General features: G+C 75.8%; 7 protein-coding genes. All 7 read left to right on the forward strand.

Annotated elements, in window-relative coordinates; translation table 11 throughout:
* The 7 genes from EBM89_RS10885 (at position 1) to EBM89_RS10915 (ending at position 13855) form a co-directional block, all read left to right on the forward strand.
* Complete coding sequence (locus tag EBM89_RS10885; protein ID WP_369408646.1) at positions 1 to 1569, forward strand: alpha/beta hydrolase family protein; 1569 nt, start codon at positions 1 to 3, stop codon at positions 1567 to 1569.
* Between the two features lie 194 nt (positions 1570 to 1763).
* Positions 1764 to 2591 carry a PP2C family protein-serine/threonine phosphatase gene (locus EBM89_RS10890; protein ID WP_122149454.1) on the forward strand — a complete coding sequence of 276 codons (828 nt, stop codon included), beginning with the start codon at positions 1764 to 1766 and terminating at the stop codon, positions 2589 to 2591.
* Complete coding sequence (locus tag EBM89_RS10895) at positions 2588 to 4105, forward strand: FHA domain-containing protein (protein ID WP_122149455.1); 1518 nt, start codon at positions 2588 to 2590, stop codon at positions 4103 to 4105. Before EBM89_RS10890 ends, EBM89_RS10895 begins: the two co-directional genes overlap by 4 nt.
* Complete coding sequence (locus EBM89_RS10900; protein ID WP_122149456.1) at positions 4102 to 5706, forward strand: serine/threonine-protein kinase; 1605 nt, start codon at positions 4102 to 4104, stop codon at positions 5704 to 5706. The genes EBM89_RS10895 and EBM89_RS10900 overlap by 4 nt, the downstream gene beginning before the upstream one ends.
* Positions 5703 to 11588, forward strand: coding sequence for a fibronectin type III domain-containing protein (locus tag EBM89_RS10905; protein WP_233571676.1), 5886 nt, complete (start codon positions 5703 to 5705; stop codon positions 11586 to 11588). The genes EBM89_RS10900 and EBM89_RS10905 overlap by 4 nt, the downstream gene beginning before the upstream one ends.
* 106 nt (positions 11589 to 11694) lie before the next feature.
* On the forward strand, positions 11695 to 12648 hold the full coding sequence (locus EBM89_RS10910) for an AAA family ATPase (RefSeq protein ID WP_122149457.1): 954 nt from the start codon (positions 11695 to 11697) through the stop codon (positions 12646 to 12648).
* Between the two features lie 37 nt (positions 12649 to 12685).
* Positions 12686 to 13855 (forward strand): DUF58 domain-containing protein, encoded by a 1170-nt coding sequence (locus EBM89_RS10915; RefSeq protein WP_122149463.1) that lies wholly within the window; start codon positions 12686 to 12688, stop codon positions 13853 to 13855.
* Positions 13856 to 13931 lie beyond the last annotated feature (76 nt).

The raw sequence follows: 13931 nt of genomic DNA on the forward strand, positions 1-13931 counted from the left end.
GTGAGCGAGACACCCGACGCCGAGGAGCGCCGCGTCCTCGGCTGGCGGGCCCGGCTGCGGGATGATCGCGAGGTGCGCAACCGCACCGCCGCAGGAACCGTCACGGGGGCCATCGTCCTCGCGGTGCTCGGCGCGCTGATGGGCCCGCAGTGGGCGCCGGTCCCCATGACCGACCCGCTGACGGTCCAGACGTCGTCCACGGCGATCCCCGGTGCGGGGGAGCCGGGCGACTACGCGGTGCGGACCTCGGTCGTGGAGGTGCCGCTCGACGGCACCACCGTCGAGGCGCAGCTGCGCGTCCCCGTCGGCGCGGACGAGGACGTGCCCGCGGTGCTGTTCGTGCACGGCGCGGGCACGGGCAGGTACGTCGACGCGTTCGTGGACCAGGCGCAGGCGCTCGCCTCGGCGGGCGTCGCGACGCTCGTCCCGGACAAGCGCCTCGACACCTACACGGCGCGGCACCGCGACTACGTCGCCATGGCCGACGACTACCTGCACTCGTTCGACCTGCTGCGCGACGTCGACGGCGTCGACCCGGACCGCGTCGGCGTGTACGCCGAGAGCGAGGGCGCCTGGATCGCGCCCGTCATGGCCGTCGAGCAGCCGGATGTCGCGTTCGTCGCCCTCGTGTCCGCGCCCGTCGTGCCGCCCCGCCAGCAGGCGGCCTTCGCGGTGGACCAGTACCTGCGCAACACCGGCGTCCCGCAGCAGGTGTTCCGGGCGATCCCGCGCGCCGTCGGCATGTCCCTGCCCGGCGGCGGGTTCGAGTACGCGGACTTCGACGTCGCGCCGTACCAGCGGCGCATGACCCAGCCCGTGCTGGTCGTCTACGGCACCGGCGACGCGTCGATGCCGCTGGTGCAGGGCGCCGAGCAGATCATCCGCGACGTCGCCATCGCCGGGAACCCCGACTACACGGTCCGCTACTACCGCGGCGCCGACCACGGCATCCGCGTCGACACCGTCGTGGACCCCGTGTTCCTGCGGGACCTCACCGGCTGGGTCCTCGGCCTGCCCGGCACGGGTTCCGCCGACCCGCGCGTCGCCGGCGACCAGCCCGAGCAGCTCTACTGGGCCGCGCCGGTCGCGCAGCCCCGCTGGCTCGGCAACGGCGACGTGCTCGTCTTCCTCGTCCTCGGGGCGGTCGGCCTGATCGTCCTGCTGCCCCTCGGGCGGCAGGCGCTGGTCGGCGTCCGGCACCTGCGCGGGCTGCCCCGCTCGCACCACCGCGACGAGGGCCTCGCGCGTCGCCTCGCGGTGCTGTCCGCCAGCACGGTCGCCACCGTCGTCGGGCTGGTCTTCTACCTGTACGGCGTCGCGCGGCTCGCGCTCGGCTACGAGCGCAACGGGTGGGTGGTCCAGGGCGGGTGGCTCGTGGTCCGCGTGCTCGGGCTCGTCGCCGTCGCGGCCGCCGCGTCCGTCGTCGTGCGGCTGCGGCGGTTGCGGGCCGCGGGGCAGCCGCTCGCGCACGGGCTGCTGGGGCACGCGGTGCTGTGGGGGACGTGCGCGGCGTGCGCGGCGCTGCTCGTGGTGCTGGCGTACTGGGGCGTGTACCAGCTCGGCATCTGACCGGGGCCCCGGTCCGGACCGTGGGGGCGCACCGTCGTCCCCAGGTCGCCCCCGGGGCTCGGGTGCGGACAGGTGGCTCTCCTACAATCGTCCCCGCCCCCCTCTGCCGAGGCCCGGCGCGCCCGCGTGGGTGCACCGGAGGGTGGCCCGCACCAGGCACGATGGGGTGGACGGCCGGACGAGGGGAGCTCAGGGTGCGCACGACGTGGGGTTCGGCGAGCGACCGCGGGCGCGTGCGCGCGCTGAACGAGGACGCCCTGCTGGCGCACCCGCCGGTGTTCCTGGTCGCCGACGGCATGGGCGGCCACGAGGCGGGCGACGTCGCGAGCCGCCTCGCGGTCGAGGAGTTCGCGCGGCTCGCGGGCCTGACGGTCGTGGACCCGTCGGACCTGCACGCCTGCTTCCGGCACGCCGCGCAGCGCATCCGCGGCGCGTTCGAGCGCCGCGAGGGCGGCACGACGGTGGCGGGCGTGGCGCTGGGGGAGCACGACGGCACGGCGCACTGGCTGGTCTTCAACGTGGGGGACTCGCGCGTGTACCGGTGGCAGGACGGGGAGCTCGCGCAGCTCACCGTCGACCACTCGGTCGTGCAAGAGCTCGTGGACACCGGCGTGCTCACCCGGGAGGCCGCGGAGCAGCACCCGGAGCGGCACGTGCTGACCCGGGCGCTCGGCACGGGTGCCGACCCGGAGCCCGACTACTGGATGCTCCCGGCCCGCCCCGGCGACCGGATCCTCGTGTGCTCCGACGGCGTCACGGGCGAGCTGCTGCCCGCGCAGATCGCCGAGGTGCTGGCCCGGACGGCCACCCCGGTCGAGGCGGCGGCGGAGCTCGTCCGCGCCGCCGTCGAGGCGGGCGGGCGCGACAACACGACCGCCGTGGTGGTCGACGCAGGAGAGAGCGAGGGTTCCTCACCCGGATGGCTTGCCTTCGGCACCGAGCCTGCCGATAGGACATGGGACGAGACGGTCGACGGAGCCACCATCCCGCGACCCCGCAGCCACCTGGAGGACCCTCGGTGATCGTGCCCGAGTACACGCCCGGCGACTGGTACGCCGTCGTCGCGAACGGCGTCGTGCTGCTCCTGGCCCCGTCGACCCCGCCGGAGGTGGTCCGCGACGTGTGGGCCGCCGCGCCGGAGCGCGGTGGCGGCCTGGGCGCGCAGCTCGACGCCCTCGTGCGGCACGGCATCGGCGGGCTGCACCCGTTCGCGGCCGTGGACCTGAGCACCGGCCAGGTGCACACCGCCCTGCGCGGTGACGTCGAGGTCGAGGTCGTGCGCGGCACCCGCGCCGAGGTCCTGGCCGCGCCGGACGTCGTGTCCTGGTCCGAGCGCTCCGTCGGCTCCGCGGACGAGGTGAGGGTGCGCGCGACCGGGTCGGCGCGCGGGTCCGCGCTGCCCATCGTGAGCGGGGTGGTGCGGGCGTCGCGCGTGCGGGTCCGGGTCGCGGGGGCGCAGCCTGCCGCGGCGGAGCCGACGCCGTCGGCCGGTCCCGTCGTGCTGCCCGCGTCCCCGACGCCGGTCGCGACGGTCCCCGCGGCGGTCGTGCCGGTCCCCGAGGCCGTGGCGGCCGAGGACGCCGAGCCGGTGGCCGTCCCCACGCCCGTCGCGGGTGTCGACGTGGACGCCGAGGGCGCCGTCGCCGAGACCGCCGGGACCCCCGAGCCGGTCGAGGTCGTCGGCGCGGACGAGCCCGCGCAGCCGGACCGGGCCGCACAGCCGGGCCAGGCCGACGAGGCGCTCGCGGACGTCGCACCCGAGCCCGAGGCGGGGACCGGCACCGAGGACGACGGTGCCGACGCGGCCTCGCACGTCACCGCCCAGCCCGACCACGAGCCCGAGCCCGCCGCCGACGTGCCCACCCCGGACGTCTCGGACCTGGACGCCGACACCGGCCCGGTCCCGGTGGTCCCGACGCCCTCCCTGCCGGCCCCGGCGCCCGCACCGGCGACGGGTCCGTTCGTGCCGCCGCCCGCCCCGGCGCTGCCCGGCCCGGCGTCCGCGGACGACCACGACGGCCTGACGATCCTGTCCGGCGAGCTCGCCTCGATCCGGCAGCACCTGCCGTCCTGGGCGGTCTCGCAGACCGGCGACTGGCCGTCGCTGCCGACCCCGGCGACGGGCCAGACGCCGCCGCCCGTGACGGGTGCCGTGCCGGTGACGGCGGCGGGCTCCGCCCCGACGACCCACGCCCCGGCGCCCCTGCTGGCCCTGTCCACCGGTGCGCGGGTGCCGGTGGACGGCGTCGTGCTGATCGGCCGCGCCCCGCAGGCCGGTCGCGCGCCCGACGGCGCCGAGCCGCGCCTGGTGACCGTCCCCAGCCCCGAGCAGGACATCTCCCGCACCCACGCGGAGGTGCGCCTCGAGCTGGGTCGCGTCCTGGTGACCGACCTGTACTCGACCAACGGCATCACCGTCGCGAGCGGCGGGCTGCCGCCGCGGCGGATCTCGGCCGGCGAGCCGGTCGCGGTCGGCGAGGGTGACCTCGTCGACCTCGGCGACGGCGTGACGTTCACCGTGGAGCCGGGTGCGTGACGCGTCGACGTGAGGCCTCGCAGCCGCCGCACCTCCCTGGCTACACGGTGCAGCGGCTGCTGGGCTCGGGGGGCTCGGCCGACGTGTTCCTGTACGAGCAGGAGCTGCCGCGTCGGTCGGTGGCGGTCAAGGTGCTGCTCGGCGGCGTCGACGCGGACACCCGCGAGGCGTTCGAGCGCGAGGCGGACCTGACGGCCCGGCTGTCCCACCACCCGTCGATCGTGACGGTCTACCAGGCGGGTGTGGCCGGCGACGGCCGTCCGTTCCTGGTGATGGAGTACTGCTCGCGTCCCGGCCTGGGGCAGCGGTACCGCACCGAGCGGTTCGAGGTGGCGGAGGTGCTGCAGGTCGGCGTGCGCGTCGCGTCCGCCGTGGAGACCGCGCACCGCGCGGGCATCCTGCACCGGGACATCAAGCCCGGGAACGTCCTGACGAACGACTTCGGGCGACCCGTGCTGAGCGACTTCGGCATCGCGGCGACCCTGGAGTCGGGCGGTCCGGCGTTCGGCATGTCGATCCCGTGGGCGGCGCCCGAGCTGCTGGCCGCCGTGCCGTCGGGCGACGCCCGCTCCGACGTGTACTCGCTGGCCGCGACGCTGTACTCCGCGCTGGCCGGGCGGTCGCCGTTCGAGCGCCCGGGCGGGGGCAACGAGGCCGCCGACCTGGTCGGCCGCATCGAGCGCGGCGCACCGGTGCCGTTCACGCGCGACGACGTCCCGGAGCGGCTGCGGACCGTGCTCGCGCGGGCGATGGCCCGGGAGCCGCAGCTCCGGCACGCCTCCGCCCTCGAGCTCGCGCACGACCTGCGCGCGGTGGAGGCCGACCTCGGCCTGCCGCTGACCGCCATCGACGTGGACGACGCCGCGCCGACCCTGCCCGGCGGGTACGCCGCCGCGGGGTTGGAGGCGGACGCGACCCGGGCGCGCCCCGTGATGGAGGTCGCGCCGGGTCCGGCTCCCGTGCCGCGCACCACCGTGCCGGTGGGCCCTCCGGTGGACGTCGGCGCGGGCGCCGAGGCCACCCGCATGCGTCCCGTGATCTCCGTGCCCGCGGGCACGCCCGTGGCCGCACCGTCCCCGTCGTCCCCGTCGACCCCGCGCGCCGCCGAGGCCCCGGGCGTGCCCGGGTTCGACGAGGTCCTGGTCCGCGAGGTCAGCCCCGGCGCGCCCGCGCGGTCCCGCCGCACGCAGGTGCTCGCGGCTGTCGGGTCCGTCCTCGCCATCGCCGTGGCGGTCGTCGCCGTGGTCCTGCTCGCGAACCGGCCCGCGACCCAGCCCGGTCCGGACGCGGAGTCCGAGTTCCCGGGCCCCGCGGGTTCCATCGGCGCCACGGTGCCGAGCCCGACCAACCTGTTCGGCACGATCGAGGACGACGGCACCGCCGCGTTCACCTGGACCAACCCCGACGAGCAGGACGGCGACACGTACCTGTGGGGCGTGCGCACCGCGACCGGCGAGCCGCAGCTCCAGATCGTCGAGCAGCAGCGCGTCGTCGTCCCCGCCGACCAGGTCGACCCGGCCTCCGGCGTCTGCATCGAGGTGTCGCTCGTCCGCGCCGACCGCCGCACGTCCACCGTGCCCACGGAGGGGTGCGCGTCGTGAGGTGGCGCTGGAACCGCAAGCAGGTGGCCTCGACGGCCGCCGTGGTCAGCGTGCCCGCGGTCGTCGCGACGCTCGCGCTGGTCAACCCGGGATTCCCGCTCGCGCAGGTGGACCTCAACGACGGCGCGGTGTGGCTGACGTCGACCAGCACGCTGCAGGTCGGCCGGTACAACGCGCAGGTCGAGGAGCTGAACGCGGGGCTGACGTCCACCAGCGCGGAGTTCGACGTGCTCCAGGAGGCCGGGAACGTCCTCATCGTGGAACCGGGCATGGTCTCGGTGGTCGACCCGGCGGGCGTCGTCGCGACCACGCAGGTCGCCGTCCCGGCGGGCGCGCAGGTGTCCATGGCGGGCGGCACGGTCGCGGTCATGGACCCCGAGGGCCAGGCGTGGGTGCGGACCTTCGCCGACCTCCCGCTGCTCCAGGTCACGGCCGACGAGCCGGACGCCGAGGTCGGCGACGACGGCCTCGTGGTCGCCACCACCACCGGTGTCGCCCTGGCGGTCGCGGGCACGACCGGCGAGGTCACCCGGCTCAGCCCGAGCGCTGGCGGGGCCACGCAGTCCGAGGCGTCCGCGCCGCTCGACGGTCCCGTCGAGGCGCTCACGGCCGTCGGCGACGTCCCGGTCGGCCTGGACGGCGACACCGTCCGCACCCCCGGCGGGTCCAGCGCGCTCGGCATGGCGCAGCCCGTGCTCCAGCAGGCCGGACCCGCGTCCGGCACCGCGCTCGTCGCGGGCAGCACCGGCCTGGTCGAGGTCGCGCTGTCCTCCGGCGACGTCGCGGCGGAGCACGAGGCCGGCGGCTCCGGCACGCCCGCCGCCCCGGTGCGCGTCGGCACCTGCGCGCACGGCGCCTGGCCCACCGGCACCCTCAACTACCTGCGGCTGTGCGACGACGCCGAGCCCGAGCTGCTCGACCTCGCCGGCGTCACCAGCACCGACCACCTGGTCTTCCGGGTGAACCGGCAGGTCGTGGCCCTCAACGAGACCCTCGAGGGGCGGCTGTGGCTGCCGCTGGAGGACACGCAGCTGCGTGAGCCCGAGTGGACCGACGTCGTCCCCGAGGAGCAGCCCGACGACGACACCGAGCAGAGCGAGGGCGACCGCACCACCACGGACCTGGTGCCCGAGTGCTCGCCGACCTCCGCCGCGCCGAACGCCGTGGACGACGAGTTCGGCGTGCGCGCCGGGCGCACCACGATCCTGCCCGTCATCGACAACGACACGTCGTCCGACTGCGGCATCCTCGTCATCACCGACGTCGACCCGCTGCCCGCCGAGTTCGGCACCCTGCAGCAGGTGTACGGCGGTCGCGCGCTGCAGGTCTCGGTCCCCGCGGACGCCACCGGCAGCACCACGTTCTCCTACACGATCAACGACGGCCGGGGCGCGACCGCGCCGTCCACCGCGCAGGTGACGTTGACCGTGCGGGGCGCCGGGCAGGATGACCCGCCCGTGCAGGACCGTGTGGGGGAGATCCGGGTCGAGCAGAACGCCACCGCGACGTACCCGGTCCTCGCCGACTTCTCCGACCCCGACGGCGACCCGCTGACCCTGGTCGGCGCCGTCGCGGAGTCCGGGACCGCCCGGTTCCGGCAGGACGGCACGCTGACCTACGTCGCCGACGGCGGGAACCTGGGCCGCACCGTCGTGCGCGTCCTGGTGTCCGACGGCACCCACACCTCCGAGGGCACGGTCGACGTCGACGTGCGCGCCCCGGGGTCGTTGCCCATCCAGCTCGACCCGGTGCACGCGCAGACGTACACGGGGCAGGACGTCGACGTGAACCCGCTGGCCGCCGTGCGGTCCTTCGGCGCCGAGCGGCCGCGGCTCGCGGGCGTCGAGGACGTCGCGGGCACCACCGTGACGCCGGACCTGGAGAACGGCACCTTCACGTTCCGCGCCGCGCAGGCGGGCACCTACTACGTGTCGTTCACCGTCACCGCGCCGCCGCAGCAGGCCACCGGCCTCGCCCGCATCGACGTCCTGGAGGCGCCGGACGAGGTGCAGCCGCCGGTCGCCGTGCTCGACCGCGCCTGGCTGCCCGCCGGCGGGCAGACCACGATCAACCCGCTCGACAACGACTCCGACCCCGCGGGCGGCGTCCTCGTGCTGCAGAGCGTCGAGGCGCCGGACGAGCTGCGCGTCGCGGTCCGGCAGCGGGAGATCGTCACGATCTCCGCGGTCGGGGCGCTCACCGAGCCCGTGACGCTGCAGTACGTCGTCTCCAACGGCGTCGCCTCCGCGACCGGGCAGATCCTCGTCTCACCAGTCCCGGCCTCCTCGACCTCGCAGCCCCCCGTCGTGCCCAACGTCACGGCCGACGTCCGCACCGGCGGCGTCGTCACCATCCCCGTGCTCGAGGACGCCTACGACCCCGACGGCGACGAGCTCACCCTCAAGACCGAGTTCGCGGAGCCGCTCGGCGACGGCCAGGGCCTGATGTTCGTCTCCGGCGACGCGCTGCGGTTCCAGGCGCCCGCCACCCCCATGACCGTCCGCGCGACGTTCGTCGTGCAGGACTCGACCGGGAACGAGACCGCCGCGACCGTCACAGTGCGCGTGCACGAGTCGGACCCGGAGACCAAGGCCCCGCCGCGCCCGCGCGCCCTCACCGCGCGCGTGTTCGCGGGGGAGACGGTGCGCATCCCGGTGCCGCTGGTCGGCATCGACACCGACGGTGACGGCATCACCCTGCTGGGCGTCGCGTCCGCCGGGACCAAGGGTCGCGTCGCGACCGTCGGTGCCGACTACCTCGAGTACGAGGCCCTGCCCGGCGAGGCGGGCACCGACACGTTCACCTACGCCGTCGAGGACTGGACCGGGCAGCGCGCCGTCGCGACCGTGCGGGTCGGCATCGCCGCCCGCCCGGGCGACAGCAACCGCGTCGTCGCCCGCGACGACAACATCACCGTGCGTCCCGGGCAGACCGTCGAGGTCCGCGTCCTGGAGAACGACACCGACGTCGCCGGGGGCACCCTCAGCCTGCTGGACGACCTGGAGGCCGACCCGGGCGTCACCGCCGAGGTACGGGGCAGCCGGGTGCAGGTCACCGGGACCGAGGCAGGCGTGTTCGCCGTCGGGTACACCGCGCAGAACCAGCTCGGCTCCCGCGCCGGGGCGGTCCTGACCGTCACGGTCGACCCGGAGGCGCCCGTGCTGCCGCCGGTGGCCCGCGACGTCGTCGTGCCGCCGATCGACACCATCGGCCGCACCACGGTCGACGTCGACGTCCTCGGCGTCGCGCAGAACCCGTCCGGCCCGCTCGGCGACCTCTCCGTGTCCGTGCCGCGCAGCGCGGCCGACGCCGCCACCGTCGCGGCCGACGGGACGGTCACGGTCACGCTCGCCGAGACCGCGCAGACCATCCCGTACCTGCTGACCAACACCACGGACGAGAGCGCCCGGTCCTACGCGTTCATCTCCGTCCCGGCGCTCGGGTTCTTCCCGCCGACGGTCCGGCCCCGCGCTCCCGAGCTGCGGGTCGCCAGCGGCGAGACGATCACCATCCCGCTCGACGAGCAGGTGCAGGTCGCGCCCGGCCGCACGGCGCAGGTCGCCGACCCCACCGCCGTCACCGCGACCCGCTCCGACGGTTCCTCGTTGGTCGTCGACTCGACCACGGTGCAGTACACGCCCGCCGTCGGGTACGTCGGCCCCGCGTCCATCACGGTCCCCGTCACCGACGCCACCGGCCCGGACGACACCAGCGCCCGCACCTCGGTCATCACCCTGTCGGTCACCGTCTACACGATCGACGACTACCCGCCGACGTTCGTCCCGTCCGCCCTGCTCGTCGGGCCCGGCGAGGCACCGACCACCGTCGACCTCATGGCCTTCACCCAGGGCGTCGAGGGCGCCTCCGGGGTCGAGACGTACACCTACCGGATCACCGGGGAGGTCCCCGCGGGCTTCACCGCCTCGCTGTCCGGCACCCGCCTGTCGGTCGCCTCCGACGTCAGCACCCCCAAGGGCACCCGCGGGACGCTCCAGCTCCAGATCGGCTACGGCCGCGCCGGCACCATGGACGTGCAGGTCGAGCTCCGCACCGTCGCCAGCACCCGGCGCGTCGCGTCGGTCCCGGACCGCTCCGTCAACGACGGCGTCCAGGGCCAGGAGACGGTCGTGGACGTGCTGTCCGGCGCGTACAACCCGTTCCCGGAGCAGCCGCTGCGCGTCGTCGGCGCCAGCGTCGAGACCTCCGGCACCGGCACCGCCTCGGTGTCCGGCAGCAACGTCGTCATCCGGCCGTCCGCCGACCTCGTCGGGCAGATGGTCGTGAGCGTCCGCGTGCGGGACGCCACCGACGACTCCGCCCGCGAGGTCGCCGCGACCGTCACGCTCCGCGTGCGCGGCAAGCCCGCCGCGCCCGCCGCCCCCCGGGTCGGCGAGGTGCGGGACTCCACCGTCGTGCTCTCCTGGACCGCCCCCGACAACCGGGGCGAGCCCATCACCGGGTACCGCGTCACCGGCAGCCCCGGGCTGCCCGGCGGCGCGCGGGCGTGCTCCAGCACGACCTGCACCATCGACGGGCTGACCAACAACGTCGAGTACACGTTCACGGTCGCGGCGGAGAACGCCGTCGGCTGGTCCGACCCGAGCCCCGCCTCCGCGGTGGCCCGCCCGGACGCGGTGCCCTCGGCGCCCGGCGCCCCGCGCTGGACCGGGTTCGGCGACGGCACGCTGAACGCGTCGTGGGACGCCCCCGCGACCACCGGCTCGCCGGTGACGTCGTACACGCTGATGCTCTCGCCGGCCCCGCCCCGCGGCAGCAGCACCGTGACCACGAGCGGGACGTCGTACCAGTTCACCGGGCTGGAGAACGGCACCGCCTACACGCTGCAGGTCCGCGCGCACAACCGCGCGCCGGACCCGAGCCCGTGGAGCCCCGCGTCCGCCACCGAGACGCCGTCCGCCCCGCCGGCGGCCCCGACCGTCACCGCGGAGCGGGTCGGCACGCAGTGGGGCGGTCAGATCAACGTCGCCTGGTCGCCGAACGCGACGAACGGCGCCGCGATCCAGTCGTACCGGTTGGAGTACCGGCGACCCGGCGGGTCGTGGAACGGCGTGAACGGCATCAACGCCAGCACGTCCTGGGCGTTCCAGAACGCCGAGAACGGCGTCGAGTACGAGTTCCGCGTCCGGGCCACCAACCGCGCGGGCGAGGGCCCCGAGGGGACCGCACGCGCGACGGCCTTCGGCATCCCCGACGCGCCGGGCAACGTCCAGGCGTCCGCCGAGAACGGGCGCGACGCCGGGCAGGGGCGCATCACCCTGTCCTGGTCCGCACCGGCCAACGTGCGCGGAGCCCCGATCACCGGCTACAACGTCATGAGCAACGGCCAGGTGATCCGCACGGGCCTCGACCCAAGGCGGACCGAGGTCCCCCTTGAGAACCTCCAGGGCGGCACGACGCTGACCCTCCAGGTCCAGGCGTGCAACAGCGCGGGCTGCGGCGAGTGGAGCGGCGCCGCGTCGGCGACGGTCACCACGAAGCCGGGGACCGTCGACCGGGGATCGATCTCCGGCACGCCGTCGGCGTGGGACGGGCGCAAGCCCACGCAGGCGACGATCTCGTGGAGCGGCGTCCAGTCCGGCGGATCCGAGGGCCTGCGGTACGTCGTCGAGGTCGAGAGCCGCGCAGGGGTCTTCGGCCGATGGACCCGGATCGGCAGTGCGTCCGACGTCACGGGGACGTCCACGCCCGTCGCTCTCACCGACGTGCCGGAGAACGGCCAGTTCCAGGCACGGGTGCTGGCCGTCACCAACGCGCACGAGGGGTCCTGGTCGGAGTGGCAGGACATCGCCCTGCCGTGGACCGCCGCCCAGCCGGAGACGCCGCCCGGCGACGACCCCGACCCCGGCGACGGCTCCGGATGAGCCGCCGCCTGCCGATCGGGAGTCGGACCCCCGAGCCCGCGAGCACCACCCGCACCGCCCGCACGCCCCGCCCGACCGGCGACACCCGACAGGAGCACACCCCGCGATGACCCCCGAGCAGTCCGCCTGGTTCGCCGAGACGTTCACGTCGCTGGTCACGAACGTCTCCCGCGCCGTCCTGGGCGCCGACCGCCCGGTGCGCCTGGTGCTCACCGCGATGGTCGCGGAGGGCCACGTGCTGCTGGAGGACGCGCCGGGCACCGGCAAGACCTCGCTGGCGAAGGCGATCTCGGCGTCGGTGCAGGGCACGCACCAGCGCATCCAGTTCACCCCGGACCTGCTGCCGTCCGACGTCACGGGTGTGACGATCTGGGACCAGGGCACCCGCACGTTCCAGTTCCACCCGGGCCCGGTGTTCACGTCGGTGCTGCTCGCGGACGAGATCAACCGCGCCTCGCCGAAGACGCAGTCCGCGCTCCTGGAGGTCATGGAGGAGGGCCACGTCACGGTCGACCGGGACACGCACCCGGTGGGTCGCCCGTTCGTGGTGATCGCGACGCAGAACCCCATCGAGCAGGCGGGCACGTACCGTCTGCCGGAGGCGCAGCTCGACCGGTTCCTGGTGCGGACCTCGCTGGGCTACCCGGACCGCACCGCGACGGTGGAGATCCTCGCGGGCAACCGGGACCGCACGACGGCGCTGGACGCCGTGGTCACGACGGCGGGTGTCGTGGAGATGGCGGAGCTCGCCCAGACCGTGCACGTCGACGGCGCGGTGCTGGACTACGTGGCGCGCCTGGTCGAGGGCACCCGCGAGGACCCGCAGACCGCGCTGGGCGCGAGCGTCCGCGGTGGTCTGGCGCTGGTCCGCTGCGCCCGGGTGACCGCTGCGGCGGCCGGTCGCGCCTACGTCATCCCGGACGACGTGAAGGACCTGGCCGTGCCGGTGCTCGCGCACCGTCTGGTGCTGGACCCGGAGGCCGACTTCCTCGGTGCGACGACCACGCAGGTGGTCGAGCGCGTGCTGTCCGCGACCCCGCCGCCGGTGGCGCGCGCGTGACGGTGCGGATCGTGCGGGGGACCGGCGGGTGGGTGTCGTGAGGCGCTCACGCACCCGCCTGTCGGGTGTCGGCTGGGGCGCGGGGCTGCTGGGTGTGGCCGCCACGGCCGTCGGCGTGCTGCTGGGCTGGCTGGAGCTCGCCACGGCGGGTGCCGTCGGCGTGGCCGCGGTGCTGGTGGCGGTCGCGATGACGTGGGGCCGCCTGCCGCACGACGTCCGGCTGGACCTGGCGGACCGGCGCGTGCGCGTGGGGGAGCGGGCGTTCGGCGGCGTCGTCGTGAGCGCGCCCGCGACCCGTCGCACCCGGGCGGTGCGCCTCGAGCTGCAGGTCGGCCAGGGCCGCGCCGAGCTCGAGGTCCCGGCGCTGGCCCCGGGGGAGGAGCACGAGGAGCTGTTCGCCGTGCCCACCGACCGGCGCGCCGTCGTCACGGTCGGACCCGTGCGCGCGGTCCGCGGCGACCCGCTGGGCATCGCGGTGCGGCACGCCGTGACCACCGGCTCCGAGGACCTGTACGTCCACCCGCGGGTCGTCATGCTCACCGGCGCCGACGCCGGTCTGCTGCGCGACCTGGAGGGCGGGGCGACCCGCGACCTGTCGGACATGGACCTGGCGTTCCACGCGCTGCGCGACTACGTCGTGGGCGACGACCGCCGGTCGATCCACTGGCGCACCACCGCTCGTCGCGGCGAGCTCACCGTGAAGCAGTACGAGGACACCCGGCGCACCCAGACGGCCATCGCCCTGGCGACGGATCCCCGGGACTACCGGCACGCCGACGACGACGCGGAGCTCGAGCTCGCCGTCAGCGTCGTCGCGTCCGTCGGCGTGCGGGTGCTCGCCGAGGAGCACCCGCTGGAGGTCCTGGCGGGGTCGGGCCGGGTGCGCACGACCGCGCGCCGCCCGTTCCTGGACGACTGCTCGGGCATCGTCGTCGGCCCGGAGGGCACGGGCTCCCGACTGCTCGGCCGCCGGATCGCGCGCGAGGCCCCGGACGTCACGCTGGCGTTCCTGGTGACCGGCTCGGTCGTCGGCGACGCCGACCTGCGGGCGTCCGCCCGCCACGTCCCCGAGGGCACCCGCACGCTGGTGATCAGCTGCGTGCCCGGCGTGGACGTCGAGGTGCGCACCCAGCGCACGCTGTCCCTCGTGCGCCTCGGGTCGCTGGACGACCTGCCGCGCGCCCTGCGTCTGGCGGCCGCCGCATGAGCGCCCCGACCACGACCCCGCCCGCGCCGACCGCGCCCGCTCCGGCGGCGGCCGTCCCGCCGCCCCCGGAGCAGCC

The organism is Cellulomonas triticagri (assembly GCF_003696205.1).
GTDB lineage: Bacteria > Actinomycetota > Actinomycetes > Actinomycetales > Cellulomonadaceae > Cellulomonas > Cellulomonas triticagri.